The organism is Litorimonas cladophorae (assembly GCF_014652455.1).
In the GTDB taxonomy this organism is placed as follows: domain Bacteria; phylum Pseudomonadota; class Alphaproteobacteria; order Caulobacterales; family Maricaulaceae; genus Litorimonas; species Litorimonas cladophorae.
In genome coordinates this window covers 537,419-564,189 of record NZ_BMYV01000002.1, presented here as the reverse complement: position 1 = coordinate 564,189, position 26,771 = coordinate 537,419, and the positions used below count along the sequence as shown (strand labels likewise).

The following is a 26,771-nucleotide window of genomic DNA, read 5'->3' as shown; positions in this document are numbered from 1 at the left end:
TTCAACGGAAGATAGGGCCTAGGTTTTTCCCTATAGCTGTACTTAAATTACGCATACCCATTTTATAACTTCATAGACGTTCAAAGGTTATTGGCTTAGCGTACGCCTATGAACAAAATAAAATTTGACGAAGGCGATACAGCGACTGTTGATCGGATTGAGGCTGTATTGCGAAAGCATGGCCCGCAAACGGGAACATGGCTGTCGGAACATTTTTCTAATGTCCATCCGATCGGCCTCTGGCGTGTATGCTACGGCTCCAATCGCATCCTGATTCAAAATTGCGCGCGCTATTACCTGAGGTATGACGTCACGCGCGAGAATATGCTGCGTTTGAGCCCGTCCATCTTGCGCGACTTTCTGACGTTCAGTCTAATTTACCTGCCAGAGCAAGGCGTGGCCTCGGTGGAGGCAGGTACACGTTTGGCTAACCGCTTCCGCCGTATCTCCCTTCGGAAGTTATCGCTCGCTAGAGAAGCGCTCCTAAGATTGCCCTCTGATCTACAGAAGGAAATCAACGAGAACTGTGTGGTTTTCTTGTCGGGAGACATCGCCTATTATCTCGCCCACGACACACCACGCCAGCATGATACATTGAAGGTGCCCATTAAGGGGTCTGATATCGACATCGTGATCATCAACAATTTGGAATCTGACCCCGAAATGGTAGCGGCTATTGAGGCCGAACTGCTGAAAATCAAACGTCTTTATTTAGTTTCGCCCGATATTCGCGAAGAATTGGATTTTATCGTAAAGCCTGTCGGGAAAATGCTGGATCAACTGTCCTACCAAGACATTCACCAAAAAATTGCAACAAAGATCCTGTATGAAAGCTATTTTCTGATGGGTCGGGTTGATATCTATCAATCGCTTATGCGGCATTTAGATGTGAGCGGCGCGCGCGCGAAAATCGAAGCTGATTTTGAGGTCGCATTAGGGGAACGCAAACAGACAATCGGCAAGATTATGAATTTGTCTTTCGCGGAGTCCGAGCAAGACACCAATGTCAATTCCCTGTTCTACGCGTCCCAAGAACGGTTGGAATTCACTTAGGCCTCGATCAAGCCTGCGACACGTTCAGCTTCCGCCGCCATGCATAAAATATGGTAAAACGTACTGACGGGAATGGTTTTGGCGATATTGGTTCCACAGGCATTTATCTGATCGTTCCAGAGACCATCTGCAGTCAGATATGTAGGAAAAAGAGCATCAATTGTAGCGGCCGCCATATCTCTTGCACCAGGCGTTCCCTTTTCCGCCATTGCCAAATGCGCTTTTATCACTTCAGTTTGAACCCATAGACGTTTGGTTTCGCGCCGCACCTCTCCAGCTTTCGTTTCTTCATCATTGAGGAACCATCCGCGGTTTCGCAGTGCCGTTTGGTAGAGTGCGGCTTGATAAGGGCCAACGCTTTCGCTTGTGGCTTTCTCATATTGCCCTAAGAGCCAAACCCACTCCATTCCATGTCCGGGTTCAGCTGTTTGGCCTTCGTCGCTTGCGGCTATTGTCCAATCTGCCTCAAAAAACTCACTGATTGTACCTTCATTGAACACATGTTTTTCGAAAATAGAAAATACACGCTCAGCGTATTGAATGTGCTGCTTGTCTTGGGACAATCCATAGAGAAACAGACTGGCTTCCAACAGGTGCATATGGGGATTTTGACGACGTGCATCAGAAAGTGAAGCTTGGTTCGTTTCCATCCAGCCGCCATGCGGGTGAGCAAGCGTGTCTTCTATCCAACCAAGAAGACCTTCTGCGTCTTTTAAATATTCAGGTCGATTAGTTAGCCCATAAAGACTGCTCGCCGCTAAAACATAAAAGGCGTGGTCATAGAGGTCGCGCATATCATTTGTGACATTTCCGTCGATGCCCACGCGGTGAACATAACCGATATCCTGCAGTCTTTTATAGGTATTCTCAGCAATTTCTAACCCGTCATACCAGCCGAGGGAGGTTGCTTTGGCGTAGACGTAAACTTGGCGCGCCAACACCCTCCATCTTCGCTCCGCCTGTAGGTCAGGCTGCCCGTTCAAATCTAGATGTTCAACCCAGCCACCCGTTGGGAGTTGGGCGCGGTCGGCCCAAATTGGCAAGGCTCGCTCGCTGCACCACGTTCGGAGCCGCACAGCACTATGCATTAAGGCGTCATTAAATTGCGTCACGAAGCCGTGCCTAGGCTAATTCAGCCGACTGACGGATGAGCGCGCGTGCCCCTTCGCCAATGTCTGCATGTGTGCGCGCATAGGCCATAACCGCCTCAAAATAACCGAGTTTGGAACCGCAGTCATAATCTTGGCCTTCATAAGCGAAGGCGTGGAAATCTTGGGTTTCCATCAAGCGCGCCATAGCATCGGTCAGCTGAATCTCTCCGCCCGCACCGGCCGCTTGATCTTTAAGCAAGCCCATCAACTCTGGTTGCAAGATATAGCGCCCCGTAATCTTAAGGTTAGAAGGCGCCTCGGCGACCGGCGGCTTCTCAACCATGCCATCCATTGCGATAATTTTTTCCGATCGAAAATCCTCACCCGATTTTGGCTTAATTACGCCATAGCTCGACACCTTATCTTCGGGGACAGGGTCCACGGCGATAATATTGCCGCCGACTTGGTTATAAACATCCATCATTTGCGCCAAACAAGATTGTTCGGATTGAATGAGTACGTCTGGAAGCAAAACCGCAAAAGGCTCGTCACCAATGATGTCGCGGGCGCACCAGACCGCATGTCCGAGGCCCCTAGCTTGCTGTTGACGTACGAAACTCATGGTACCTTCAACTGGCTGTTTGGCTTTCAATCTGTCATAAATGTCCTTCTTACCCTTACGCAGTAAAGTGTCCTCCAACTCATAGGCGCTATCAAAATAATCGACGATTGCGCTTTTGCCTCGGGCTGTGACGAATACAAAATGCTCAATTCCCGCCTCAATCGCTTCATCCACCACATATTGTAACGCAGGACGATCCACGATCGTCAGCATTTCCTTGGGCACCGTCTTTGTGGCGGGCAAGACGCGTGTGCCGAATCCGGCAACGGGGAGGACAGCTTTTGTAACGCGTTTCATCATTTTATCCGAACTGTGGAAGTGTCTGGGTTTGGCGATGCAAGTTTAGGGCCTAGATCTTTTGATCAAACTCACCGATTTCTGGGTATTTTGCCAAACGTCGCTCAATCTCTCGGAACATACCGATCATATTCTCTTCAGAAGTGGGGCTTTCGACAACCACAACGAGGTTGGGTGTATTCGAGCTGGCGCGCATGAGCCCCCAAGTTCCATCCTCAAGGGTCAGGCGCACACCATTGACTGTGTTCACATCGACAATCGATTGACCCAAGATTTTAACTCCTGCTTCGGCGTCAGCGGTGGCGTTGGCAACGAGGCTGTCCATGACACCATATTTTTCTTCATCAGCGCAATATGGGCTCATCGTTGGCGAACCCCAGGTTTTTGGAAGTGCTTCACGGAGGTCAGCCATGGTTTTCCCAGGGTTTCGGTCCAGCATTTGCAAAATTGCGATCGCCGACACCAGACCATCGTCATAGCCGCGACCGAGCGGTGCGTTAAAGAAATAATGGCCAGATTTTTCAAATCCCACGAGTGCGTCAAGTTCATGCACGCGGCGTTTGATATAGCTGTGGCCTGTTTTGTAATAATCTGTTTTCGCGCCATTGGCTTTCAAGACAGGGTCCGTGTGATACAGCCCTGTCGATTTTACATCGACAACAAATTGTGCATTTTCATGAATGGCGGATAGATCGCGCGCCAACATAACGCCGACTTTATCGGCAAAAATTTCTTCGCCCGTATTGTCCACGACGCCACAGCGGTCACCATCGCCATCAAAGCCAAGTGCGACTTCGGCTTTGTTCTCAAGACAGGCATCCCGCATGGCATGGAGCATTTCCAAAGCTTCTGGGTTGGGATTGTAGTTGGGGAAGCTCCAATCGAGATCGCATTCGACAGGCACGACGTCCGCGCCGATACGTTTGAGCGTTTCTTCCGCAAATGCGCCTGCCGTACCGTTACCGCAGGCTGCAACAACGCGAATAGGTCGCGAGAGTTTTATGTCCTTCGTGAGGTCGGCAATATAGGCTTCGCGAACACCATCCACATAGCGGTACGACCCGCCGGCGCGTGCAACGCTTTCGCCATTAAGGACGATCTCTTTGAGACGGCCCATTTCATCGGGGCCGAATGTCAGCGGCGCTTGAATGCCCATCTTCACGCCTGTCCATCCATTGGAGTTATGCGATGCGGTTACCATTGCAACGCCGGCACAATCTAAGTGGAATTGCGCGAAATAGGCCATCGGAGACAATGCCAAACCAATGTCATGCACATTGATACCCGCACTCATAAGGCCAGCTGTGAGCGCCATCTTTATCCCGAGGGAGTAATGACGAAAATCATGGCCAACCGCGATATTAGGTTCGACACCGCGTTCGTGCATCAATGTTCCTAAGCCCTCGCCAAGCGCCTGCACGCCGTAAAGGTTGAGCTCAGAGGGTTTTTCCTCACTGGGCAGGCCAAACCACCACCGCGCATCATATTCACGAAATCCAGTGGGTTTGACAAGCGGGAGAGTTTCAAACTCAAGCGTATTGGCACTGATGTCTGAGCGAGGCGTACGTGTCATAATATATTGCTTACCAAATTTCGACTTATGGGCATTGACCTGTCCTAAGACTGGTATGTCTTCGTTACCATAAGGTGTAAGGGAAGTCTTTGCGCCGTTAATTATGTGCAGTATTATCGCCAAACATATGTGTTACAAGAATAAATTCGAAATTTTGCGGTATCACAGGTGCAATTTAGAAATGCGTTTTGCCTCTTGCGATAAGGGTGTGTATGCGGTTCCCATATACCCCTAGCGCAGTTGACTGGAGAGAATATCTTGGCCTTTAAAATTTATCCTTTCGTGATGTGCGGCGGCGCGGGCACGCGCTTGTGGCCCATGTCGACAAAAGCACAGCCCAAACAGTTTCATAAAATCGTCTCAGATTTGTCGATGTTGCAGGAAACCGCTGTACGTGGCGGCATGGCCAAAGGCGTTGATATTGCCCCGCCCAGTTTTGTCTGCGCCTCTGCGCATAAAGACCTCGTCGTGTCGCAATGTGAAGACATTGGCATCAAACCTCACATGGTTATCCTAGAGCCGCTCGCCAAAAATACAGCCGCCGTTGCGGCCACAATTGGTTTAGCCATGGCGGATGCTGATCCAAACGCGCTCGTTCTGTTACTGCCTGCCGACCACTATATCGGCGATGTGCCAGCATTCTGGAACTACATCAATTCTGGCGGCGCCAGTGCAATGGCGGGCAACATTGTCACCTTTGGTATTCGGCCGACACATCCAGAAACGGGTTATGGCTACATTCAGGCGGATAAAGAAACGGGCGACGGGAGTCGCGGGATCGTAGAATTTGTAGAAAAACCAGATTTGGAAACGGCGAAAGACTACCTCGCAAATGGTAGTTATTTTTGGAACGCAGGAATTTTCCTCTTTAAACCCGACGTTATTACGTCGGCGTTCGCTGATCATGCGTCCGATATCCTAGATGACGTAAAACTGGCCGTCAGCGAAGCCAAAACAGTCGACAACCTTATCTTCCTCGATGGCGTTAGCTTCGATAAATGTCGTAGCGAGTCTTTTGACTATGCGATCATGGAAAAAGCTTCAAATATCAGCCTGGTCGGCCCCGTCGACATCGGATGGAATGACATCGGGTCTTGGCGCGCGGTGTGGGAACATGAAATGAATATGGGTGGCCCGGCAGTTAGCGATGGATATTGCGCCGAAACAAATACGAGCAAGGTGGATTGCTCCAACGTCCTTCTTCGTTCGTCTGGACCGTTTGTGGCAACCGTCGGCGTATCTAACCTCGCCGTTGTGGCGACAGCGGACTCTGTTCTCGTCATCAATCTGGACTCAGCGCAGCACGTGAAAAAGGTCGTCACGCAGTTAAAAGACGCGAAAGCCGATAAGCTGGTTTAGGGTTGAGCGGTGTTCAAGCCGACGCTGTAATATTCACGATACCAATCGACGAAGGCTTTCACGCCTTCTTCCACATCGACACTCGGTTTATATCCTGTCAGCGATTGTAACAAATCAGCATTAGCAAATGTCTTTGTGACGTCGCCCGGCTGCATATCCATCATGTTCATTTTGGCACTAACGCCGACATTTTTTTCAATCTCTTGGATAAAGTCCATAAGCTGAACAGGGTTAGCGTTGCCAATATTGACGATACGGTACGGCGCCACGGGGGAAAGCGAATCTTCGACATCCGTCACGGGTTGACCTTTCACAGGTGGCGTTTTGATCAGCAAATTAATCGCCTTGGTCAGATCATCAACATAGGTGAAGTCGCGCATCATTTTGCCATGGTTGAAAACGTCAATGGACTGGTTTTCAAAGATCGCCTTGGTGAACATAAAGAAGGCCATATCGGGTCGCCCCCACGGTCCATAAACTGTGAAGAACCGAAGGATCGTGGTCGGGATATCAAACAGGTGACTGTGGCTATGCGCAATCAGTTCAGATGCTTGTTTGGTCGCCGCATAGATCGTCAGCGGAAATGCGGCTCGATCATTCTCTTTAAACGGATAGACGTCATTTGCCCCATAAGCGGAACTTGTTGAGGCAATGATCAGATGCTTAACTTTATGCTGTTTGGATAATTCGATGACATTGAAACCACCCATGACATTGGTGTCGACATAGGTGCGCGGATGATTAAGCGAATAACGTACACCAGCTTGTCCCGCCAGATGGACAACGTAATCGGGTTCAAATTCGTCAAATGCTGATTGCATCGCATCCATGTCTTCCAGACGAATTTCATGATTTATATAGGTGTCAAAAGCTTCCAAGCGCGCCAGACGATCCCGTTTGAGCTGCACATCATAATAGTCTGTCACGGCATCAATGCCGCTCACCTCATGCCCGTCTTTGAGCAATCGTAGCGCAAGGTTATTGCCGATAAATCCAGCTGTACCCGTGACGATAATTTTCATAATGAACCGCTTTCAAGTCTGATGCTGACCTAAACCCCTGCCCCGTCGCGTGCAACGTTCGTATACCGCAGATTTTTTTGTTCTTATTTCACGTTTTGCGGCACATTATGTCCAGAGATAGGCGCTAGAGAGAGTTCATATGAGTAAGTTTTTTGGAACAGATGGCGTCCGCGGTCTGGCAAATACTGGCAAAATGTCCCCCGCCAGTATCCTAAACCTAGGACAAGCCGCAGGTCGTTATTTTCGCGCAAACGGCAAAACCCGCACCTCTGTCTTAATCGGAAAAGACACGCGCCTATCGGGTTATATGGTTGAGGCTGCATTGGTCGCGGGACTGACATCCGTGGGCTTAGACGTCACTTTGACAGGCCCGATCCCCACGCCTGGCGTAGCGTTAATGACCCAAAAACTGGGCGCAGATTTGGGCGTCATGATCACGGCCTCCCACAATAAATTTCAAGATAACGGAATTAAGTTCTTTGGCCCTGATGGCTGTAAACTCTCTGACGCTGCAGAAGCGCAAATTGAGGCCTATTTATTAGAGGCCGACACGGCTTTGGTCCCATCGGCAGACCTTGGTCGGATGTCACGCCGCGATGACCTGCAAGCCGAATACGTAAACATTTGCAAATCCAGTTTCCCCACAGACTTAGATTTGACAGGGCTGAAGATCGTGATCGATTGCGCCAATGGTGCCGCCTATAAAACCGCACCAGCGACGTTTGCGGAGCTGGGGGCTGACGTTATTATTCCGATCGGCGTGAGCCCGAATGGGGTAAATATTAATAAAGACTGCGGGTCCACCGAAACAGATTTATTATCCGAAACTGTTCTTGCCGAGGGCGCGGATATTGGGGTTGCCCTAGATGGTGATGCGGATCGTTTGATCATGTGTGATGAAAAAGGGCGCATCATTGATGGTGACCAGCTGTTGGGCTTGATCGGATCGAATTGGAACAAGAACGGCTTGCTTTCTAAGCCTGGGATTGTTGCAACGGTCATGTCCAATTTAGGGTTAGAGCGCTTCATCGAATCTCAAAATATGAGTTTCATCCGCACGGATGTTGGTGATCGCCATGTTGCTGCGCGAATGCGCCAAGACGGATATAATATTGGCGGAGAACAGTCTGGGCATCTATTGATGACAGATTACGCCCCCACGGGAGATGGAACGATAGCGGCTTTGCAGGTCTTGGCGGCGATCATTCGCATCGGGAAACCTGCGAGCGAAGCTCTGTCCGTCTTTGAACCCGTACCGCAATTGCTCAAAAATGTGCGTTACGCAGGCGCAAATCCAATGCAAAGCCCAGCGCTCTTATCTGCGATAGACGCGGCGAAAGCTGAATTTGGCACGTCGGGCCGTGTACTTGTCCGCGCCTCGGGCACAGAACCGCTCATCCGCGTCATGACCGAGGGCGACGATGCGACTCAAGTGGAGCGAATTGCCGATCAGCTTGTCGAAGTCGTGCGGCAGCAGTCTAAAAGTTAAACAGCCTTTGCCGCTTCAATGATGCGGTCTTGGTCATCCTCAGACAGATAGCCATGCATCGGTAGGCTGATGACATGTTCTTTACAGGCCATAGTATTGGGTAGCCCATCCGAGCAAATCGGATAGTCCATATAGGCGGTTTGCATATGTATAGGTCGCGGATAATATCGGGCCGTCGGAATGCCGTGAGCTTTTAGCGTGTCAGCAAAGGCCGTCGGGTCCGACACTTCGACCGTATATTGTGCCCAAGTTGAGATGACCCCATCCAAAACAGCTGGCGTGCGGAGTGTATTGCTCTTCAAACCTTCGGAATAGCGCGCTGCAATTTTGTTTCGGGCTTCGATTTCATCCGCAAAAATACCGAGTTTAGCCAAGAGAATGACGGCTTGAAGCGTATCGAGCCGGGAGTTCAGGCCGATCCGCACATTATCATATTTGTCGACGCCACTGCCATGCATCCGCAGGGACCGCAGGACTCGATCCATTTCCGCATCATTGGTCAGCGTCGCACCGCCATCCCCGTAAGCGCCGAGAGGCTTAGCGGGAAAGAAGCTCGTCGTCTCGACATCTGCCCACGCCAGAGGGTGTTTGCCATTTAACGTCGAACCAAAGCCTTGCGCACAATCAGAAATAAAATGCAGACCCGCCTCACGGATGATGGGCGAGAGAGCGTCGTAATTGGCACATTGCCCAAATAGATCGACGACGATGACGGCTTTGGGCGTCAATTCACCCTTAGCCTCAACATCTTGGATCGCCTGTTTAAGGCTCTTGGCGCACATGTTGTAAGTGTCACGATCTATATCGACGAAGACAGGTGTCGCGCCCGCAAGCGCCACAACTTCGGCTGTCGCACAATATGTGAAGGATGGGCAGAATACAGCGTCGCCAGGACCAACACCCCAAGCCATCAAAGGCAGCAGGATCGCATCTGTCCCATTTGCGCAGCTGACGGCATGTTTAGCGTCGGCGAAAGCTGCGAGTTTGTTCTCAAATTCGGTAACTTGAGGCCCAAGGATATATTGTCCGCTTTCCAAGACAGCGGCGATGCCTGCGTCGATCTCGGCTTTTAGCCGCGCTTGTTGCGCGTGAAGATCAATAAATTGCATGGCGACGGCTTTCAAACGAGAGGTCATATCTGAACTCACACTATAGTCACGACATCACGCGGAAGCCATATCCAAGGACAATCGTCGGCGCTTCATATGCAACGCGATAATTTTAAAAGCCCCAATAGACGCGCGGTTTCGCGCGTCTCTGTAGCAGACTGTAAAAAAGCGTGTAGGCCTATGCGTCGACTTCGTCGTCGATCGCCGCACTCCAATCGCCCGTGCTGGCCAGGCCGTTCATGCGGGCGCGGTGATTGAACGCTTTTTGCGCTGCATCGTAATTCTCTGCCTTACCTTGCCAAGCAAAGAGGGCGGATTGCTGGAGCGCGCGACCGAAAGAATAGGTTAGCTTCCAAGGGAAACCGCCAATTTTGTTCATCATATCTAGGTTGCGTGTCGCTTCTTCATTCTCTTGTCCGCCGGACAGGAAGGCGATGCCAGGAACCGCAGATGGGACTGTGTCTTTGAGAACTTTGATCGTGCGCGTGGCGATTTCTTCGCGAGTTGGTTGCTCCGCACATTGCTTGCCCGCAACGACCATATTCGGCTTCAACACGATTCCCTCTAGGGCCACACCTTGTTCATATAGCTCGGTGAAAAGGGAGTTCAAAACCCGCTCTGTGACTTCGTGGCAGCGCTCAACAGAATGATGACCGCCCATTAGAATCTCAGGCTCGACGATTGGAACAATGCCAGCCTCTTGGCAAAGCGCCGCGTAACGACCTAAGGCGTGATTATTGGCTTTTATCCCGCCATTTGTTGGCGTGCGGCCCACTTTGATATCCGGATGAGAAATCTCGATCACGGCGCGCCATTTGGCGAAGCGTGCGCCCAGCTCGTAATATTCAGCTAAACGTTCACGCAAGCCGTCGAGGCCTTGAGTAATCGTTTCACCAGGGCGACCCGCGAGTGGCGTAATGCCTTTATCGACTTTGATACCTGGAATAGCGCCTGCATCTTGGATGAGCTTGACGAAGGATGTACCGTCTTCGGCTGACTGACGCAGAGTCTCATCGAATAAGATAACGCCACTGATGTGGTCTTGCATGGCAGGCTGTGTACGGAACAACATTTCCCGCCACGCGCGGCGATTATCTTCGTTGTTTTCCGTATTGATCGACGCAAAGCGCTTCCCAATTGTGCCAGTGCTTTCATCGGCAGCGAGGATACCTGTTCCAGGCTCCACCATTTTTACTGCGATTTTATTTAGGGCTTCGAGGTTCATCGTTGCGCTCCGTGTCGTCTTGAGAGTTTAGGCTTTAAGAATATCTACACCAGGCAGAGTTTTGCCTTCCATCCATTCGAGGAAGGCGCCACCAGCTGTAGAAATAAATGTGAAGTCATCAAGCACGTCGGCCAAGGCCAGCGCGGCAACTGTATCGCCGCCGCCTGCAACGCAGATGAGATTGCCTTTACGGCAGAGCTTGGCCGCGTATTTCGCGCATTCAACCGTCGATGTATCAAATGGGGTCATTTCAAACGCGCCCAGCGGCCCGTTCCAAATTAGGGTCTTTGAAGCGTCCATGACATCTAGAATAGCGGACACCGTATCAGGGCCCGCGTCCAAGATCATCTCATTGGTCTTGACCTCGCCCAGACCGCAGACGCGGCTCTCCGCATTGGCTTTGAACTCGGTCGCAACAACGACGTCCACGGGTAAGACGATGCGGCAATTTTCTTTCTCGGCCGCCTTGAGAATGTCGAGAGCCTTGTCGCGCAGGTCTTTCTCGCACAGTGACGCGCCGACATCATGACCTTGGGCATAGAGGAATGTATTGGCCATCCCCCCGCCGATCACGAGTGTATCGAGGCGGGAGACGAGGTTTTCCAGAAGGTCAATTTTTGTACTGACTTTGGCACCGCCGACGAGCGCCATGACCGGCGTCTCTGGATGGTCCAGCGCGGCAGCTAAGTGATCAAGCTCGCGTTCCATAGCCAGACCGGCGTAAGACGGGAGATATTCACCAATAACAGCGCTACTGGCATGTTTACGGTGCGACGCTGAAAAGGCGTCCATGATAAAGACATCGCCAAGGCTGGCGAGGAATTTCGCCATCTTTGGATCGCCCTGTGTTTCCATTGCAGAAAACCGCGTGTTTTCGACCAAAACGATAGCGTCTTGGTCAAGGTCAGCGATCATATCAGGACTAGGTCGTTCAACAAATGTGACTGTCTCGCCGAGCGCTTTCTCAAGAGCGGGTACAATAAACCGCAACGACATGTCAGGGTTTGGCTGTCCTTCTGGGCGTCCAAAATGAGATAACAGAACGGTCTTCGCGCCATGGCCTTGCAGATGTTGGATAGTTGGCAGGGCCGACCGGATGCGTGTGTCATCCGTGATGTTTCCGTCTGCATCCCGTGGAACATTGAAATCCACGCGGACGATGGCAGTCTTGCCCGCTAATTCAGCGGATTCTATACGATTGAAGCTCATGCGGCATGATCCATATTTTCGCCCATAACGCGGGCAACATCGATCATACGGTTAGCAAAACCCCACTCATTATCATACCACGCAATGATTTTTACCAAATCACCGTCGAGCGCTTTCGTCAGAAGGGAGGCAAAAATTGCGCTATGCGGGTCATGATTAAGATCGGAACTCACCAGCGGGTTTTCAGAATAGCAAATCACGCCTTTCATGGGACCTGCCGCAGCTTCGGCCATGAGAGCATTAATTTCTTCAGCAGTTGTTTTCATCTCGGGCTGAAACGCCAGATCAACCATGGAGACATTGGCCGTTGGCACGCGGACAGCCGAACCTGAGAGACGACCTTTGAGCTCTGGGATGACAAGTCCCACCGCTTTGGCCGCGCCGGTGCTGGTCGGGATCATGTTCAAAGCCGCCGCGCGGGCACGATATAAGTCTTTGTGGCTGTTATCTAGGATGCGTTGATCTTGGGTATAGCTATGAACGGTGGTCATAAAGCCACGGCGAATACCGACGGTATCCATCAAGACCTTTGCAACAGGAGCCAGGCAATTCGTCGTACAAGACGCGCAAGAGACAACCTTATCGTCGCCTGTAATGTCATTATGGTTCACGCCATAAACAATTGTTTTATCAACGCCTGTACCAGGCGCCGAGATCAAGACCGCTTTCGCGCCAGCTTGCAAATGCGGTTGGACGCTCTCTTTGGAGCGGAAAATACCTGTACATTCCATGACGACATCGACGCCCAGTCCGCCCCAATCAACGGCGCCCGGATCGCGTTCATGGCTCATGGCAACGCAGCCACGACCGAAATCAATATAGCCCTCGCCCATTTCAACTTTATGGCCAAAACGACCATGCACAGAGTCATAGCGCAGAAGATGCGTCGAGGTTTCAATGGCCCCGGGCGAATTGATGGCAACCAACTCTATGTCCGAAATGTCATATTCCGCCAAGGCGCGCGCCACGAGGCGCCCAATGCGACCAAAGCCATTAATACCAATTTTTATGGTCATTTTCGTACATTTCCTACGGTTCGAAAAAACCCGCACCCCTTGCGGAGGACAGTGAGACAAGTCAACATAAACCCCTTGTTTTCCAGCAATTTGCGGGCCATTCTGTCAAGATATTTGCGAGTCTGGAAGAATTAAATGAATGACAGCGCTGACATGAAATCTGCTGAAGCGGAATTGGATCGAGCCGTTGATTCGCTCGAGGTGGGCATTGATGCGCTCTTGTTGCGAATGCAGAAATTGGAAACAGGCGCGCAGGATAGTGACGCCTTCCGTCAAGATCGAGTAAAGCTGGCCGCGCAACTGGATGAAATGGCGGCCGATGCGCAAGCCGCGAAAGACCGGCTAGCGGCACGAGAGGCGGAATTTGCCAAATTGACACAAGACAGCGAGGCTGAGCTGGACCGTGTCATGACGGTGGTGCGCGGGGCGCTTCAAAACGCATCTGGAGGATAAGATGGGAAAAGTCAGCCTAGACATAAATGGTCGCAAATATGCCATGGGATGCGAGGACGGCGAGGAGGAGCGCTTGCTTCGCCTGGGTCAAAAACTTGATGACCGTGTTGCCCAAATGGCCAATCAATTTGGCCAGATCGGTGACCTCCGCCTTTTGGTGATGGCAGGTATAACAATGATGGATGAAGTCGAGGACACGAATGAGAACCTAGACCTGCGCGTCGATGCGCGCGCCGCAGGCCTCCGACAAGAGCGTGACGCCGCCACACTCGCCAGCGCCAAGAGCCAAGCCGATGCGGCAAAGGCCCTAGCGAAGGCAGCCAAACGGATTGAGGGATTGGCGGCGAAATTGGCGAGTTAAGTGCGGTTCGGGGTCATTGTTCTAACAAGTATTTTTCTAGCATCGTGCGTGGCACAAAAGCCTAAAACTACATTTGAGACGGTCATCGTCGAAGGTCGCGCACTCCACACAGATGAAGGCATTCGACTTTCATTTCCAGGTAACCGTCTACGGTTAGCAACCGACGGGAATGCGCTTCAGTTCACGATTGCGCCCGGCGGAAACATAGAATTGCTCGCCGTTGATATTCGAACCAATGGTGACGATTGGGGAACAGTGGAATTGGATCGTTATTCGCCACTTACGATTTTTATCGATAGCGAAGACAATAAATTAGAGGTCGATATTATCCGGAGAAATGAGGCATGGCAGGGAGATATTATTTTAACTGAGATATCTCCAAGATCCAATTTTATTGACCCAACCCCATTCCCCAAAAGTAAACTTCTCTTCATTGGCGATTCCATCACGGCTGGCACAGGCACGCAATCCCGCATCAATGATGCGGGTCAACGCGAAGCGGTTTCAAACGCCCGCCTCGCCTACCCCCGCGTATTGGGAAATCGTCTCAACGCCCAAGTTCATCAAGTCGCTTACGGCGGGCGGGGATTAGTACGCGATTGGCAGGGCATCACCGACACAAATAATGCGCCGCAATTTTACGACCGCGTCTTGCCTGACAATCCCGACTACCTCTGGGACCCCGCCGATTATCAAGCCGATATTGTTTCAGTGATGCTCGGTACGAATGATTTCAACACGGGTATTCCCGATCGCGAAAGCTGGGTGGTGGCGTATAAAACTTTCGTAGCGCGTATCCAAAAGGATTACCCGAAGGCCCAAATTTTCCTCATCTCGTCTCCGATGACAGGCGGAGAGAAAGGCGAGACCCTAAAAGCCTATGTCCGAGAGGTCGCGCAGAGTTTTGAGACGCCGCAAGTCCGTTACCTCGAAGTTGGCCTTTATGAAGGTGAACCTTGGGACAGCCATCCCACGGCCGCAGAGCATGAGAAAATCGCCGATGACTTAGAGGCCGATTTTCAGGCTGCGTTAAATCGGCGCTGAATGCGGAATTAAGCCGTTGTCACTTGCGCAACCCCTGCACACGCGCCACATAGAGCTTGACGGTCGCTGCGGGTTTCGTGAATTGCACTAATCCACCGGACCTTAATCTATCCTTAGGGAGCTGGCTCTGCGTAGATCGTGGTTTACGTAATTCCGGCGCCCACCTGAACTTCTGGTTCACGAGGATTCTTAAGCGGTCACGGACATCGTGGTTGCCGTCACTTTTAAACTTGTCCGACGCCTATCATCGGCGGCGTCTTCAAGATTGAATGGAGCGGTTAAAATATGACTCTTTTGAAAACCTGCCTCATATCCTTTTTCGCGATGATCGCGCTTACAGCGACCGCCGCTACGCCGCCGACCCTCAATGACATTGATCGATTTTCCTTTGTGAACATGCAGAATGATACGACGATTTCTGTCTCATTCACCTCCGCAGGATGCTTCCACTATGAATCGGGGGTTATGACATTCACGCCTGAAACTGTAGCCTATGGCGACGAAACCAAAACCGTAGGATTCGAAGACATGGCGGGGGTTGATAAATATCTGCGCAATCTGGCCCATAAACAGGGACAACTGGGGGGCTGTACCTCCTCAACGACCCTTACCTTGACGCTCAATCGTGATGGGCAAGCGGTCGGACAAAAGACACTGCGCGATGATTTTTGTTTCCGCGAGGACGGCATGGTCTCGCCTGATAGCTTGAGATACCGTTTGTTCGAACAAGAAGAAGCAGAACAGCTCTCCCTGATTAAAAAATGACAAAAGCAGAGGCTCGCGCAAAAGCGCGGTTAAAACGAAACGCCTTGCACGTCCCAGATCTGGGTACGCGATTGATACAAACGTTTCCGCCCCAAACCCTGCGGGGTGAATGTGTGGCGGGTTTCGCCCCAATCAACGATGAAATTGATATCTGGCCTCTGCTCCATCATCTTCACGGCGCAGGGCGACAGATCGTCTTGCCCGTTATCACTGCGCCCGCAACACCGCTTCGCTTTCGCCTTTGGACGCCCGATTGCGAGATGGCGACAGACCGTTACGGCGTTCAATTTCCTGCTAAAGGGCCATTTCTGACGCCTCAACTTATTCTCGTTCCACTGCTCGCCTTCACAGCAGACGGCAGGCGGCTCGGCTATGGTGGCGGGTATTATGACCGCACATTGGCCGCGTTAAGGTCGCAATCTGACGTTTTCGCTTGCGGTGTGGCCTATGCGGGGCAAGAGGTCCCCGAACTACCAACGGACGCGCATGATGCACGTTTGGACGCGGTTCTTACAGAGACTGACTTCAGGATAATGACATGAAAATCGCCTTTTTCGGAGATGTGGTCGGACGTTCAGGCCGAGACGCCGTGAAGCGTCATTTGCCAGGACTGAAAGGCCGCCTCGGGCTCGATGCCGTCATCATCAACGCAGAAAATGCGGCGGGCGGGTTTGGGATCACGCGCGCGACCGCCGAAGAACTCTTCGACGCAGGCGCAGATGTCCTGACGCTCGGCAATCATACATTTGATCAAGCTCAGGGTATTTCCGTTATCGATAATGACCCACGCATCATCCGTCCATGTAATTACCCCAAGGGGACAACACCTGGTCGGGGGGCTGGATTATTCGATGTTAATGGATTCCAGCTGCTTGTGATCAATGTTCTGGGCAACGTCTTCATGGACACGCTTGATAATCCTTTCCACGCTGTTGAAGCCGAATTGGACGCAGCCCCTCTAGGCTCGGTCGCTGATTTCGTTCTCGTCGATGTCCACGCCGAAGCGACGTCAGAGAAAAATGGAATGGGCTATTTTTGCGATGGTCGCGCCAGCCTTGTCGTCGGAACGCATTCGCATGTGCCAACGGGCGATGCGCGCATTTTGCCAAATGGAACCGCCTATCAAACCGACGCAGGCATGTGCGGCGATTACGATTCCATCATTGGTATGGAAACTGAAGAGCCTCTGCGCCGCTTCACGACTAAAATGCGTGGCGGGCGCTTCACAACCGCCAGCGGCCCCGGCACGCTTTGCGGCGTTTATGTCGAAACTGGCGCCAATGGACTCGCGACCCGCATCGAGCCTATCCGCATGGGCGGGCAATTAGCCGAAACAGTGCCAACACCACAATAAGCTGAGACTGAACGAAACGCGAGCGCATCCACACGGTTGCGCCCATGCGCCCCCCTCGCTAAAGCCCTCTCAAATTCAGAATTTAAGAAAAAGAGGTCTCCCATGGCAGGACATTCCAAATGGGCCAATATTCAGCATCGCAAAGGGCGTCAGGATAAGCTGCGCTCCAAGCTGTTCTCCAAACTCGCGAAAGACATCGCGATTGCATCAAAAATCGGTGGACCCGATCCCGACATGAACCCGCGCCTGCGTTTGGCCATCGCCAACGCCAAAGGCCAGTCCATGCCAAAGGACAACATCCAACGCGCCGTTGATAAAGGCGCGGGCGGCGAAGGCGATGATTACGAAGATATCCGCTATGAAGGCTTTGGCCCCGCTGGAATTGGTTTCATCGTCGAAGCGTCTACCGATAACAAAAACCGCACAGCCATGGCGGTTCGGACAGCGTTCTCTAAAAACGGTGGGAATATGGGCGAAACAGGCTCTGTGTCCTTCATGTTCGACCAAGTCGGTAAAATTGAATATCCGCTGGATACGACGGATGAAGACACAATGATGGAAGCCGCAATCGAAGCCGGCGCCGATGATTGCGAAACAGACGAGCCCGCAGAAGATCAGTGGGACGAAGTCGAGCCCGTACATACAATCTGGACAGCCCGGGACGATCTCGGAACAGTTTCAGCTGCGCTTCAAGAGCAGTTCGGCGATGCCAAATCCGTCAACTTGGTTTGGAAAGGGCAAAATGATATCGACAATCCCGATGCGGCCGCCCAAGTTGTCAGACTTCAAGACGCTCTCGAAGATGTCGATGACGTCAATGACGTCTATCATAACTTTGATATGACCGAAGAAGCCGCCGCCCGTCTCGAAGAAGACTAGAGCCCGCGCGACATAGTTTTAAAAAGCGGCCCGTTGAGGCCGCTTTTTTTATGCGCCACCTACCACCTTGCAAAAGCCGTCGTGTGCGAACTGCTGGGAACATCTTGGACCCGCAAAGGCGCAGTAAGCGATAACCCCTGCAATGTCCGCGCGCGAGACAAGGCGACATATGTCTGACCGGAAGCGAAGGCACCGCGCCCTAAATCAATCCGCACGTCATCCAGTGTCAGACCTTGCGCCTTATGAATGGTCACGGCCCATGCCAGAATGAGCGGAATCTGCTCAAAGGTGGCTGTGGCGGATTCGATCATTTTCTGGTCGGCTTCACTCCATTTATAGCTAATGGCTTCCCATTTTGTGGCTTCGATTTTTCGTACACCGCCCCCACTATCAAATTTCACATACACCTCTTCAGCCGTCAGATCCGTGATCGTACCCAGAGAGCCATTGACCCATCGCTTCTGCGGATCATTTTTCACGGCCATGACGCGCGCGCCTTTTTTGAGCTTCAACTGTGCGGGCGCTGGCGCGCGTTTCTCATTAAACTTGCCTTTTACTTTGCAACTATATTCAACGGTGGGCGGCGTTAAGTCCTCCAACCCTTGTCGATTATAACGATCGGCAACAGCATTCGTCGCCGTCAATAAGACGGGCGTGTGAGCGTCACGGTGCGGACGTACACAAATTTCATTCAACGTCGACACCGCCGCGGCAACATTCCGCGCAACGCGGATATCCGACAGAAGGCTGACGAAATGCGGATCTTTCTGACGATAAACCTTGGTGAGTTCAAAATGCACAGGCGGATCGCGCTGAAGCACTTTGGCGTCATAGGCATAGGGTCCGCCATAGCCGAGTTGCGCCAAGACAGCTTGTTCTCGGTTTGGAATGACAGGTGGGAGTTGGTGGAAATCTCCGACCATGAGCAGCTTCACCCCCCCGAAGGGCAGGTCAGACGCCTGTGCGCGACGCAAGATCATATCAATCCCGTCCAATATGTCGGCCCGTACCATAGAGATTTCATCAATGATGATCAGCTCGACCTTCTTCCATAATCGATTGCTACGTTGATCACTGAGCGCGGCTTCATCGATAACTTGGAAAGGCAGGCGAAAAAATGAATGCAGGGTCTGGCCGCCTACATTCAGAGCCGCCACACCCGTCGGCGCGAGGACGACAGTATTACCGATATCGGGAAGCCGTTTTAGATAGTTGACCAGCGTTGATTTCCCCGTTCCGGCTTCGCCCGTGACCAAAATCGGCGCGCGGTCGTCCGACCGAATCTGCTCCAAAATATGACTGATCGTCGGGTCCGCGTCGTAGCGCGCGGGAGCTTGGTCAAATGTGGACACGAAGGACCTTTCGGGAGGGTCGAGGAGAATTTTCTGAAAAGTCTGCATAAGGGCAAAGACTAGTCCAGCCTATGGAAGACTGAAAATAATGATCCCGTAATACAGGCGTTACAGTCCCGCTTTTTCAAGCGCTTAAATCTAATTTCGGGAAAATGATCCCCGCAATCATTTTTGCCCGTATGTTTAAATAGTTCTCTCGGACACGGGACAGGCAAGTATACGTGACTGGCTGGTATCGAGAGACGGTGTGTCTATTGAGTTTTGGGTAACGCCAGAATTCAAGGGGCCGGGTAGCGCGTGCCTGACAGCCTGTAACGGCTGCAATCAAGTGAGGCCGCTACACGAGAAGCATCGCCGCGCGGTCGTGCAATTGGTTGACAACCAAATGCACATGGCAATTGCGTAAACATTTATACCTATTCGGCAGCCATCGCGGTTGCCACTGCGCGGACGTCCTATCTCATCGGGAACGCATTTCGGTAGACCCTCATGTTGAAACAATAGTTTCAATCAGGGCTGCGAGCCTAGGCGCGTGGGTGAAAACCTATTGCGGGAGCGTCTCCGATAACCTGAGCGAGGCACACCCAATTGGGCAATGTCGATGGAGTTTACTTTTCAGTCATCATTTCGTCGGTTCGGTTACAAACTCCCCATATCGGGATTTCGCGCTTGCGGAACGCGGGTAATTCTGTGTTAGTTATAACATTGCATATGCGCCCATTTGCAATTCCCTAAGTGCCACTCAAACTGGAGTCTGCTTTGCGTCGTCCTTTCGTCCTTCTTCTATCCGCCCTCACTGTTGCAGCTGCTACGCCAGTGTTCGCCCAATCGAATTCGGCAATCAGTTATGACGCCACCCGAAATGTATTCACTATGGCCCCGATCATTCAGGGCGTGACGCCGGGCGTTGTGTCGATTTCGACGGTGATGTCAGAAGAGGCAGATGGCACGACCGTAGGCGGAATTGGGTCGGGCGTGATCATTGATGCAGAAAAAGGGCTTATCTTGACGAATGATCATGTGATCGCAGATGCGCAATCCATGAGTATCATTCTCTCTGATAAACGCCGCTACGCTGCGAGTATTTTGGGTCAGGATAGTGAAACAGATTTAGCTTTGCTGCGGATTACAGCCGAAGATTTGACCGCGCTGCCGATCTCGATGTCTGATGATGTGATGGTCGGGGATTTGGTCATCGCCGTCGGTAATCCCTTTGGCCTCTCGCACAGCGTCAGCACGGGTATCGTGTCCGCCATTGGGCGCACAGATGATAATCCGCTCGGGTATTCCGACCTCATCCAAACGGACGCCGCCATTAATCCTGGTAATTCAGGCGGCGCACTGGTCAATTCTGCAGGTGAATTAATTGGCATAAATTCTGCGATTGTTGCCAAGGATAGAGGCTCCTCAGGCATTGGCTTTGCAATTCCATCTCATACATTTCGCGCCGTGGCCGATCAGCTGGAAACCTATGGCGTGGTCTCGCGCGGCTCGCTTGGCGTCATGATCTCTCCCGTCACCCAAGAGGTGCAAGCGCGACTGGATCTAGACGATCTAGACGGTGCGCATATTGTCGAAGTCACGACAGGTGGCGCGGCGGCGGAGGGCGGATTGCGTGTCGATGACATTGTGACCCATTTCGGCGAGCGCGTTATTGGAAACAGCTCTGACCTTCGCTACGCCGTGGGTCTAGTGCGGCCAAACACGGGCGTCTTTGTCACCTATATTCGTGATGGGAAGTCATCAGAAAGTGTCGTCATCGTCCGTGGTCAGGACTATATCAAGACAGCAGATTTCAACGGTGTTCTTGCCCCTGTCCTTCAATCTGACGGTTTGGAGAACTAACGACCCTTTGGTAGTTTTAGGAGATATTCGCCATAGCCGCTCTTAGAAAGCGCCTCGCCGACTTCCAAAATTTCGGCATCGCTCATCCAACCGTTCCGCCAAGCAATTTCTTCAGGCGAACAGACCCGCAATCCGTGGCGGTCAGACAATGTTCTCACGTAATTGCCCGCATCTAAGAGCGATTCATGTGTCCCTGTGTCGAACCAGGCAAAGCCATCGCTCAACAACTCGACATTCAAATCGCCGCGTTCGAGATAGGCGAGGTTCACATCCGTGATCTCTAATTCCCCTCGCGCTGAAGGTTGGACATTTGCGGCGATGTCCAGAACACTATTGTCATAAAAATAAAGGCCAATGACGGCGAAATTTGACTTGGGTTGTGTCGGTTTTTCTTCAATCGCGATCACGCGCTGGTCTTTATCGAGTTCCAAAACGCCATAGCGTTCGGGATCAGCCACGCGGCAACCAAATATGGTAGCGCCGTTCATGCGTGATGCGGCCGCTTTCAGGAAGCTGGGCTGGCCGCTCCCGTACAGAATATTATCACCTAAGACGAGCGCGACGCTGTCATCACCAACAAAATCACGTCCAATGATAAAGGCTTGCGCCAATCCATCTGGCGACGGTTGCTCCGCGAAAGTTAAGTTTACGCCCAAATGTGAACCATCGCCCAAAAGGCGTTTAAAATTATCCGAGTCCTGCGGCGTCGTGATAATCAAAATGTCGCGAATACCCGCCATCATGAGTGTGGACAGCGGATAATAAATCATCGGCTTGTCATAAACTTGCAGCAACTGTTTCGAAGTCACCAGCGTCAGAGGATAAAGGCGTGATCCTGTGCCGCCCGCTAAAATAATACCCTTCATAAATGGCCGTCCAGTGTCGCAAGGCGATCAGTAAAGGTAAACGAAAGACCGAAGTCTTTCAGCGCGTCAGCAGACGTTAGATAACACAAAGTCCGACTTCAAGCGGGTTTCGCAACTCAGGAAAAGGAAGCGCAGGAATTGATCGTGGTTAGCCTATTAGGGGCTCCCACCAATCGCGTCGGGTCAAGTACCAGTCGATTGTCTTCTCTAGACCGTCTTCAAACTTGGTATTGGGCGTCCAGCCAAGGTCAGATTGAATGCGGGACCCATCAACAGCGTAACGTTTGTCATGCCCCAGGCGGTCCGTAACGAAGGTGATCAAGGCGGTATGATCAGTGCGTGTCGTATCCTCCCTGCGGTCCATTAGGGCGCAGATTGTCTTGACGAGCTCTAGATTTGTGCGCTCTGTGTTGCCCCCAATATTATACGTCTCACCGATCTCGCCTCGGTCTAATACCGTCAAAAGTGCGTCGGCGTGATCCTCAACATAAAGCCAATCTCGAATATTGTCTCCCGCGCCATAAATCGGAATGGGCGCGCCGCGCAGAGCATTTAAAATAACAACAGGAATCAACTTTTCCGGGAACTGATAGGGACCGTAATTGTTCGAGCAATTCGTAATCAGGACGGGTAAACCATAGGTCCGACACCACGCCCGCACCAAATGATCGGACGCCGCTTTCGAAGCTGAATAAGGGGACGACGGGTTGTAAGCCGTGGTTTCCGTGAAAGCAGGGTCCGACGGTTCTAAATCACCATAGACTTCATCCGTAGAGACATGGTGGAACCGGAACGCAGCTTGGCGATCTGCTGTTAAACCGTCGCGATAGGCCCGGGCTGCCTCCAGCAGAACAAATGTCCCCATTATGTTCGTCTCAAGAAATTGCCCCGGCCCTGCGATAGATCGGTCAACATGGGATTCTGCGGCCAAATGCAGAACTGCGTCAGGTTGATGGGTTTCGAATATCCGTGAAACCGCTTCACTGTCGCAAATATTAGCGACCTCCAGCACATAATTTGGAGCCTCAAGCATGGAAACGTTCGCAAGGTTTGCGGCATAGGTCAGACAGTCTAGGTTGATGACTTGATGCCCACGGCTAACGGCCAGACGGCACACCGCAGACCCAATGAAACCCGCTCCGCCTGTCACAAGTATTTTCATTGGCTCTCATCTTCATGTCGAAGTTTCAGGTCAGACCGCGCGTTTGTTCTGCCTAGCATAGCCACGGGAAGAGACAAGAATAAGGTCTTTAGCGCTTAAGGACCGCGTCACAGATGGCAATGGCGGCGTTCAAGACCTCCGAAATGCTCATGCCCGTCGTATCGATCATATGCGCGTCAGCTGCAGGTTTCAGCGGGGCCGTAGCGCGGGTACTATCGCGCGTGTCGCGCTCTATCAATTGCGCCAGAACCTCTTCAACAGAAACTTGCTCGCCATAGCCCCTCAATTCAGCATGTCGGCGTTTGGCGCGCTCTTCAGGACTGGCTGTTACATACAGTTTTACGTCTGCATCCGGGCAAATCACAGTGCCAATATCGCGGCCGTCCAAGACGCCACCTTTAGCCGCGAAATCCCGTTGGAAATCAAACAAAGCAGCCCGGACGGCTGGATGAACAGAGACTTTTGAAGCGGCCGCGCCGATGGGACCTGATTTCAGAATTGGGTCAGATAGTTCATCGGTCTTGATCGACTTAGCCGCACGCGCCCCGTCAACCGAAGATGTGACGTCACCGCCCGCATCCAGTACGCGCTTCGCCGTCGCGCGGTAGAGCTTTCCCGTATCCAGATAAGGCAAGCCATAATGCGCGGCGAGACCTTTGCCGAGCGTCCCTTTACCAGAGGCAAATGTTCCGTCTATCGCGATAACGCTCATGCGGTTTTATCAATCGAAATATTGGCTCCGAGCCCCGTCATCACATCGAAAAATGTTGGAAAGCTTGTCGCGATCATCGCGCCATCATCAATCGTCACGGGCGCATCCGCGACCAAGCCTAGGATAAGCGCGCTCATCGCGATGCGGTGATCATGATGAGTTGTGACCAGACCGCCGCCACTGACCTCGCCGCCGACAACCTTAATCCCATTCTCCAATTCGGTCACGTCGACACCATTATTTGCCAGCAAAGCGACTGTCGCTTTGATACGATCACTTTCCTTCACGCGCAATTCGGCAATATCATCCATGATGGTCGTGCCTTTGGCGACGGACGCGGCTACCGCGAGGATTGGGTATTCGTCGATCATTGAGGCCGCGCGGGCGGGCGGGACCGTAATTCCGTGAAGTTTTGAAGATTTTACATGAATATCGGCAATGACCTCTCCACCGGATTTGCGGAAGTAGGTTGGACGCACATGTCCGCCCATTTCGGTCAAGCAATCAAATAGGCCGGTCCGTGTCGGGTTCATCATCACATTTTCAACCAAAACATCAGATCCTGGGGTAATCAGAGCCGCGACAATTATAAATGCAGCGGAAGACGGGTCGCCTGGCACGTTGACCTTCGTCCCCTTAAGTCGAACAGGCCCATCAAGGCGGATGACGTCTGCCCCATTTTTCTGTGTCACCTCAATGGTCGCGCCAAAGGCGCGCAACATATTTTCCGTATGATCGCGTGTCGGAATAGGTTCGGTGATGGTCGTGACGCCCTTTGTATTCACGGCGGCGAGCAAAACAGCCGACTTAATCTGGGCGGAAGCCACAGGCGGTGTATAGGTCAGGGGTTTCAAATCCCCGTCACTTTCCAAGGTCACCGGCAATCGTCCGCCTTCTTGCGCCGTAGCGATGGCGCCCATCTCCCGCAGTGGGTCGAGAATTCGGTTCATGGGGCGAGAGGAAAGGGAGGCATCGCCAGTATAGGTCGCACGCAACTTATATCCAGCACAGGCACCCATAATCAATCTGACGCCTGTCCCAGCGTTCCCGCAGTCCAAATTCACGTCTGGCGTTTGCAAACCGCCCTCGCCGCAGCCTTCGACTTGATAGGCTCCGACACCTGTTTTCATGATTTTCGCGCCTAAAGCCTGCATGACGGAGGCCGTAGAGAGGATATCGGCTCCCTCTAACAATCCGGTTACATGGGTTGTGCCGGTTGCCATTGCGCCGAAAATCATCGCGCGGTGGCTGATGGACTTGTCGCCTGGAGCACTTACAGTGCCTGAAAGAGCGTGTGAGCGGGTAGAAGAACTGCGCATGACGGGCTTGCGCCTCCATTGATTGTTGACTCAGATTGGTCAGTCGCTAAGACGCGACGGTCTGGCAAATCTGCAAGCTAATCGCAAGACAATAGAAGGTGTCCCTCATGGCAAAAGTCGATATCGGCACAAAACGGGTCTGTCCCGAGTGCGAAGCGAAATTTTACGATCTCACCCGCAATCCGGCTGTTTGCCCGATGTGTCAAAATAGTTTTGACCCCAGCGAGCTGGATCCGAACGTTGTTTTACCAAATGCGCCACTGAAGCCGCAAACGTCCAAATCTGATGATGACGATGATGACGATATTGAAGATGCCGTTGAAATTGATGAAGATGACATCGACGAAGATGAAGCCGCAGCGAAAGAGCTAGAGCTTGACGGTGACGATGCCGCGATCATTTCTGGTGCCGCTGGCGATGATGATGATGCCACATCCCCTGACTTCGATGGTTTCTCAACCGATGAAGACGAAGATGAAGACGCCGCTCTCGTCGCCGACGATGATGACGATGTCTTGCCGCCAGTCGCAGATGCCGACGATGACGATGACGCCGAAGAAATCGAAATCTAATAAAATTGCGGGTTAGATCACTCTAGCCCGCAAAACACACTTGCCACGTCGCGCGTCGGACGTTAAACGGCGCGATCAAACCCAAATGGACATCATTTAGGGGCCTTAGCTCAGTTGGTAGAGCGCTTGCATGGCATGCAAGAGGTCAGGAGTTCGACTCTCCTAGGCTCCACCATTTGATGCTGATTCAGATTTGAACGACAGCGGTATCCACTCAACATGATTTAAAGCGTTGTCCCAAAGTTGAATTTTTGGACAAACCTAATCTTGCGCGGAATAACCTCACATCTAGAATGAAGAGGAAGTCCCCTCTGACAACCTGTCAGTCCCATCTAAACAGATCGGCTCTCACTGGACATCCAGTATCCCAGTTTGTATCGCTTTGACCAAGAGGGCCGCCGTTGAATTGACATTCATCTTGCGAAGAAGGTTCGTTCTATGGCTATCAATCGTTTTTGGACTCAAGCCCAAAGCTTCCGCAATCTCTCGATTATTTTTGCCGCGCGACAAGGCGTTCAAAACCTCCACCTCGCGATTAGAGAGCTTTTTCTTTGCCTCAACGCTTTCTATTTCCGCCATGACCTCATCAGAAATCACGCGGTGCCCTGCACACACCCGCAAAATACCGTCAGTTATCTGCTCCGCAGGGGCGTTTTTTACAAACAATCCATCAATGCCAGCATCGTAGAGCTGTTTGAACAAAACCGCGGCAGAGATACCCGTCACGATAATAAATTTGGTATTTGGCGACCAACGCTTGGCTTCAAGGAATACTTCCATGCCATTTGCACCAGGCATACTCAAATCCAGCACGGCGCAATCTGGTTGAAATTTTTTGATCGCCGCGATGGCCTCGATACCGTTAAACGCTTTCCCGATCACGCGCAGGCCCGCAACGGACTTGATCGCCTTTTCCATGCCCTCGGCGATAAACGGGTGGTCATCTGCGATCAGAACGGTTTTAGTCATCGACGGAACTTAGCGTGTGTGCCTACCAAGAGTACAGCACGGCTTTGTACTTT

Annotated in this window: 26 protein-coding genes, 1 tRNA gene and 1 other RNA gene; 14 read left to right on the top strand and 14 right to left on the bottom strand. The window is 52.0% G+C overall.

Features of this window, described 5'->3' with window-relative positions; all coding sequences use genetic code 11:
• The first annotated feature begins 108 nt into the window (after nt 1–108).
• Nucleotides 109–1,053 (top strand): hypothetical protein, encoded by a 945-nt coding sequence (locus IE073_RS10435; protein ID WP_189585358.1) that lies wholly within the window; start codon nt 109–111, stop codon nt 1,051–1,053.
• On the opposite strand, the gene IE073_RS10430 is transcribed toward IE073_RS10435, so the two are convergent.
• Genes IE073_RS10430 through IE073_RS10420 form a run of 3 tightly spaced genes read right to left on the bottom strand, consistent with a single transcriptional unit; the run spans nt 1,050 to nt 4,636 of the window.
• Nucleotides 1,050–2,165 (bottom strand): AGE family epimerase/isomerase, encoded by a 1,116-nt coding sequence (locus tag IE073_RS10430; RefSeq protein ID WP_189585355.1) that lies wholly within the window; start codon nt 2,163–2,165, stop codon nt 1,050–1,052. The two genes, IE073_RS10435 and IE073_RS10430, sit on opposite strands and share 4 nt — an antisense overlap.
• 10 nt (nt 2,166–2,175) lie before the next feature.
• Nucleotides 2,176–3,063 (bottom strand): UTP--glucose-1-phosphate uridylyltransferase GalU, encoded by an 888-nt coding sequence (galU, locus tag IE073_RS10425; protein ID WP_189585334.1) that lies wholly within the window; start codon nt 3,061–3,063, stop codon nt 2,176–2,178.
• Nucleotides 3,064–3,115: 52 nt separating this feature from the next.
• On the bottom strand, nt 3,116–4,636 hold the full coding sequence (locus IE073_RS10420; RefSeq protein ID WP_189585330.1) for a phosphomannomutase/phosphoglucomutase: 1,521 nt from the start codon (nt 4,634–4,636) through the stop codon (nt 3,116–3,118).
• A gap of 258 nt (nt 4,637–4,894) precedes the next feature.
• Between IE073_RS10420 and IE073_RS10415 the strand changes: the two genes are divergently transcribed.
• Nucleotides 4,895–5,995: a mannose-1-phosphate guanylyltransferase gene (locus tag IE073_RS10415; RefSeq protein ID WP_189585327.1), complete on the top strand. Its 1,101-nt coding sequence runs from the start codon at nt 4,895–4,897 to the stop codon at nt 5,993–5,995.
• Here IE073_RS10415 and IE073_RS10410 read toward each other — a convergent pair.
• A complete protein-coding gene (locus IE073_RS10410) occupies nt 5,992–7,017 on the bottom strand; it encodes an NAD-dependent epimerase/dehydratase family protein (RefSeq protein ID WP_189585324.1) in 1,026 nt (341 codons plus the stop codon). The genes IE073_RS10415 and IE073_RS10410 overlap by 4 nt on opposite strands.
• A 139-nt stretch (nt 7,018–7,156) precedes the next feature.
• Between IE073_RS10410 and glmM the strand changes: the two genes are divergently transcribed.
• Nucleotides 7,157–8,506, top strand: coding sequence for a phosphoglucosamine mutase (gene glmM, locus IE073_RS10405; protein WP_189585321.1), 1,350 nt, complete (start codon nt 7,157–7,159; stop codon nt 8,504–8,506).
• Here the strand turns inward: glmM and IE073_RS10400 are convergent.
• The 4 genes from IE073_RS10400 to gap form a co-directional block, all read right to left on the bottom strand.
• Nucleotides 8,503–9,642, bottom strand: a complete 1,140-nt coding sequence (locus IE073_RS10400; protein ID WP_233350003.1) for a DegT/DnrJ/EryC1/StrS family aminotransferase — start codon at nt 9,640–9,642, stop codon at nt 8,503–8,505. The genes glmM and IE073_RS10400 overlap by 4 nt on opposite strands.
• Nucleotides 9,643–9,793: 151 nt before the next feature.
• Entirely contained in the window at nt 9,794–10,840 is a 1,047-nt protein-coding gene (locus tag IE073_RS10395; RefSeq protein ID WP_189585318.1) for a class I fructose-bisphosphate aldolase, read from the bottom strand.
• Between the two features lie 27 nt (nt 10,841–10,867).
• Complete coding sequence (locus IE073_RS10390; RefSeq protein ID WP_189585316.1) at nt 10,868–12,049, bottom strand: phosphoglycerate kinase; 1,182 nt, start codon at nt 12,047–12,049, stop codon at nt 10,868–10,870.
• Nucleotides 12,046–13,065 carry a type I glyceraldehyde-3-phosphate dehydrogenase gene (gene gap, locus IE073_RS10385; RefSeq protein WP_189585314.1) on the bottom strand — a complete coding sequence of 340 codons (1,020 nt, stop codon included), beginning with the start codon at nt 13,063–13,065 and terminating at the stop codon, nt 12,046–12,048. The genes IE073_RS10390 and gap overlap by 4 nt, the downstream gene beginning before the upstream one ends.
• A 153-nt stretch (nt 13,066–13,218) precedes the next feature.
• On the opposite strand from gap, the gene IE073_RS10380 reads away from it, so the two are divergent.
• From IE073_RS10380 to IE073_RS10350, 8 genes are all read left to right on the top strand, one after another.
• Nucleotides 13,219–13,518 carry a hypothetical protein gene (locus IE073_RS10380; protein WP_233350002.1) on the top strand — a complete coding sequence of 100 codons (300 nt, stop codon included), beginning with the start codon at nt 13,219–13,221 and terminating at the stop codon, nt 13,516–13,518.
• 1 nt (nt 13,519) lies between these two features.
• Nucleotides 13,520–13,879 (top strand): cell division protein ZapA, encoded by a 360-nt coding sequence (locus IE073_RS10375; RefSeq protein ID WP_189585308.1) that lies wholly within the window; start codon nt 13,520–13,522, stop codon nt 13,877–13,879.
• Nucleotides 13,880–13,927: 48 nt separating this feature from the next.
• Nucleotides 13,928–14,923 (top strand): SGNH/GDSL hydrolase family protein, encoded by a 996-nt coding sequence (locus tag IE073_RS10370; protein WP_189585306.1) that lies wholly within the window; start codon nt 13,928–13,930, stop codon nt 14,921–14,923.
• Nucleotides 14,924–14,983: 60 nt separating this feature from the next.
• Nucleotides 14,984–15,142: non-coding RNA, 6S RNA (gene ssrS / locus IE073_RS14320), on the top strand.
• Nucleotides 15,143–15,208: 66 nt separating this feature from the next.
• On the top strand, nt 15,209–15,688 hold the full coding sequence (locus tag IE073_RS10365) for a hypothetical protein (RefSeq protein ID WP_189585303.1): 480 nt from the start codon (nt 15,209–15,211) through the stop codon (nt 15,686–15,688).
• Nucleotides 15,685–16,230, top strand: a complete 546-nt coding sequence (locus tag IE073_RS10360) for a 5-formyltetrahydrofolate cyclo-ligase (protein WP_189585300.1) — start codon at nt 15,685–15,687, stop codon at nt 16,228–16,230. Before IE073_RS10365 ends, IE073_RS10360 begins: the two co-directional genes overlap by 4 nt.
• Nucleotides 16,227–17,042, top strand: coding sequence for a TIGR00282 family metallophosphoesterase (locus IE073_RS10355; protein WP_189585297.1), 816 nt, complete (start codon nt 16,227–16,229; stop codon nt 17,040–17,042). The genes IE073_RS10360 and IE073_RS10355 overlap by 4 nt, the downstream gene beginning before the upstream one ends.
• Before the next feature lie 102 nt (nt 17,043–17,144).
• Entirely contained in the window at nt 17,145–17,921 is a 777-nt protein-coding gene (locus IE073_RS10350; protein WP_189585294.1) for a YebC/PmpR family DNA-binding transcriptional regulator, read from the top strand.
• Between the two features lie 59 nt (nt 17,922–17,980).
• On the opposite strand, the gene IE073_RS10345 is transcribed toward IE073_RS10350, so the two are convergent.
• Nucleotides 17,981–19,273, bottom strand: coding sequence for an ATP-dependent DNA helicase (locus tag IE073_RS10345; RefSeq protein ID WP_189585291.1), 1,293 nt, complete (start codon nt 19,271–19,273; stop codon nt 17,981–17,983).
• Between the two features lie 735 nt (nt 19,274–20,008).
• Between IE073_RS10345 and IE073_RS10340 the strand changes: the two genes are divergently transcribed.
• Nucleotides 20,009–21,118, top strand: a complete 1,110-nt coding sequence (locus tag IE073_RS10340; protein WP_233350001.1) for a S1C family serine protease — start codon at nt 20,009–20,011, stop codon at nt 21,116–21,118.
• On the opposite strand, the gene rfbA is transcribed toward IE073_RS10340, so the two are convergent.
• The 4 genes from rfbA to aroA all read right to left on the bottom strand — a co-directional run bounded on the left by rfbA (nt 21,115) and on the right by aroA (nt 25,177).
• Nucleotides 21,115–21,984, bottom strand: a complete 870-nt coding sequence (gene rfbA, locus IE073_RS10335) for a glucose-1-phosphate thymidylyltransferase RfbA (RefSeq protein ID WP_189585284.1) — start codon at nt 21,982–21,984, stop codon at nt 21,115–21,117. The two genes, IE073_RS10340 and rfbA, sit on opposite strands and share 4 nt — an antisense overlap.
• A gap of 148 nt (nt 21,985–22,132) precedes the next feature.
• Nucleotides 22,133–23,146, bottom strand: coding sequence for a dTDP-glucose 4,6-dehydratase (rfbB, locus tag IE073_RS10330; RefSeq protein ID WP_189585281.1), 1,014 nt, complete (start codon nt 23,144–23,146; stop codon nt 22,133–22,135).
• An 88-nt stretch (nt 23,147–23,234) separates the two neighbouring features.
• On the bottom strand, nt 23,235–23,858 hold the full coding sequence (gene cmk, locus IE073_RS10325; protein ID WP_189585278.1) for a (d)CMP kinase: 624 nt from the start codon (nt 23,856–23,858) through the stop codon (nt 23,235–23,237).
• On the bottom strand, nt 23,855–25,177 hold the full coding sequence (gene aroA, locus IE073_RS10320; RefSeq protein ID WP_189585275.1) for a 3-phosphoshikimate 1-carboxyvinyltransferase: 1,323 nt from the start codon (nt 25,175–25,177) through the stop codon (nt 23,855–23,857). The genes cmk and aroA overlap by 4 nt, the downstream gene beginning before the upstream one ends.
• Nucleotides 25,178–25,284: 107 nt before the next feature.
• Between aroA and IE073_RS10315 the strand changes: the two genes are divergently transcribed.
• Nucleotides 25,285–25,749: a TIGR02300 family protein gene (locus IE073_RS10315; protein WP_189585272.1), complete on the top strand. Its 465-nt coding sequence runs from the start codon at nt 25,285–25,287 to the stop codon at nt 25,747–25,749.
• Between the two features lie 99 nt (nt 25,750–25,848).
• Nucleotides 25,849–25,924, top strand: a tRNA-Ala gene (locus tag IE073_RS10310).
• Nucleotides 25,925–26,097: 173 nt separating this feature from the next.
• Here the strand turns inward: IE073_RS10310 and IE073_RS10305 are convergent.
• Nucleotides 26,098–26,718 carry a response regulator transcription factor gene (locus IE073_RS10305; RefSeq protein ID WP_189585269.1) on the bottom strand — a complete coding sequence of 207 codons (621 nt, stop codon included), beginning with the start codon at nt 26,716–26,718 and terminating at the stop codon, nt 26,098–26,100.
• Nucleotides 26,719–26,771: the final 53 nt, after the last annotated feature.

Excerpts from the sequence above, each read along its gene's own strand:
- IE073_RS10435 (WP_189585358.1), top strand. The coding sequence starts at position 109 with ATGAACAAAATAAAATTTGACGAAGGCGATACAGCGACTGTTGATCGG.
- galU (WP_189585334.1), bottom strand. The coding sequence starts at position 3,063 with ATGAAACGCGTTACAAAAGCTGTCCTCCCCGTTGCCGGATTCGGCACA.
- IE073_RS10420 (WP_189585330.1), bottom strand. The coding sequence starts at position 4,636 with ATGACACGTACGCCTCGCTCAGACATCAGTGCCAATACGCTTGAGTTT.
- IE073_RS10410 (WP_189585324.1), bottom strand. The coding sequence starts at position 7,017 with ATGAAAATTATCGTCACGGGTACAGCTGGATTTATCGGCAATAACCTT.
- glmM (WP_189585321.1), top strand. The coding sequence starts at position 7,157 with ATGAGTAAGTTTTTTGGAACAGATGGCGTCCGCGGTCTGGCAAATACT.
- IE073_RS10400 (WP_233350003.1), bottom strand. The coding sequence starts at position 9,642 with ATGACCTCTCGTTTGAAAGCCGTCGCCATGCAATTTATTGATCTTCAC.
- IE073_RS10395 (WP_189585318.1), bottom strand. The coding sequence starts at position 10,840 with ATGAACCTCGAAGCCCTAAATAAAATCGCAGTAAAAATGGTGGAGCCT.
- IE073_RS10390 (WP_189585316.1), bottom strand. The coding sequence starts at position 12,049 with ATGAGCTTCAATCGTATAGAATCCGCTGAATTAGCGGGCAAGACTGCC.
- gap (WP_189585314.1), bottom strand. The coding sequence starts at position 13,065 with ATGACCATAAAAATTGGTATTAATGGCTTTGGTCGCATTGGGCGCCTC.
- IE073_RS10380 (WP_233350002.1), top strand. The coding sequence starts at position 13,219 with ATGAAATCTGCTGAAGCGGAATTGGATCGAGCCGTTGATTCGCTCGAG.
- IE073_RS10375 (WP_189585308.1), top strand. The coding sequence starts at position 13,520 with ATGGGAAAAGTCAGCCTAGACATAAATGGTCGCAAATATGCCATGGGA.
- IE073_RS10365 (WP_189585303.1), top strand. The coding sequence starts at position 15,209 with ATGACTCTTTTGAAAACCTGCCTCATATCCTTTTTCGCGATGATCGCG.
- IE073_RS10360 (WP_189585300.1), top strand. The coding sequence starts at position 15,685 with ATGACAAAAGCAGAGGCTCGCGCAAAAGCGCGGTTAAAACGAAACGCC.
- IE073_RS10355 (WP_189585297.1), top strand. The coding sequence starts at position 16,227 with ATGAAAATCGCCTTTTTCGGAGATGTGGTCGGACGTTCAGGCCGAGAC.
- IE073_RS10350 (WP_189585294.1), top strand. The coding sequence starts at position 17,145 with ATGGCAGGACATTCCAAATGGGCCAATATTCAGCATCGCAAAGGGCGT.
- rfbA (WP_189585284.1), bottom strand. The coding sequence starts at position 21,984 with ATGAAGGGTATTATTTTAGCGGGCGGCACAGGATCACGCCTTTATCCT.
- rfbB (WP_189585281.1), bottom strand. The coding sequence starts at position 23,146 with ATGAAAATACTTGTGACAGGCGGAGCGGGTTTCATTGGGTCTGCGGTG.
- cmk (WP_189585278.1), bottom strand. The coding sequence starts at position 23,858 with ATGAGCGTTATCGCGATAGACGGAACATTTGCCTCTGGTAAAGGGACG.
- aroA (WP_189585275.1), bottom strand. The coding sequence starts at position 25,177 with ATGCGCAGTTCTTCTACCCGCTCACACGCTCTTTCAGGCACTGTAAGT.
- IE073_RS10315 (WP_189585272.1), top strand. The coding sequence starts at position 25,285 with ATGGCAAAAGTCGATATCGGCACAAAACGGGTCTGTCCCGAGTGCGAA.
- IE073_RS10305 (WP_189585269.1), bottom strand. The coding sequence starts at position 26,718 with ATGACTAAAACCGTTCTGATCGCAGATGACCACCCGTTTATCGCCGAG.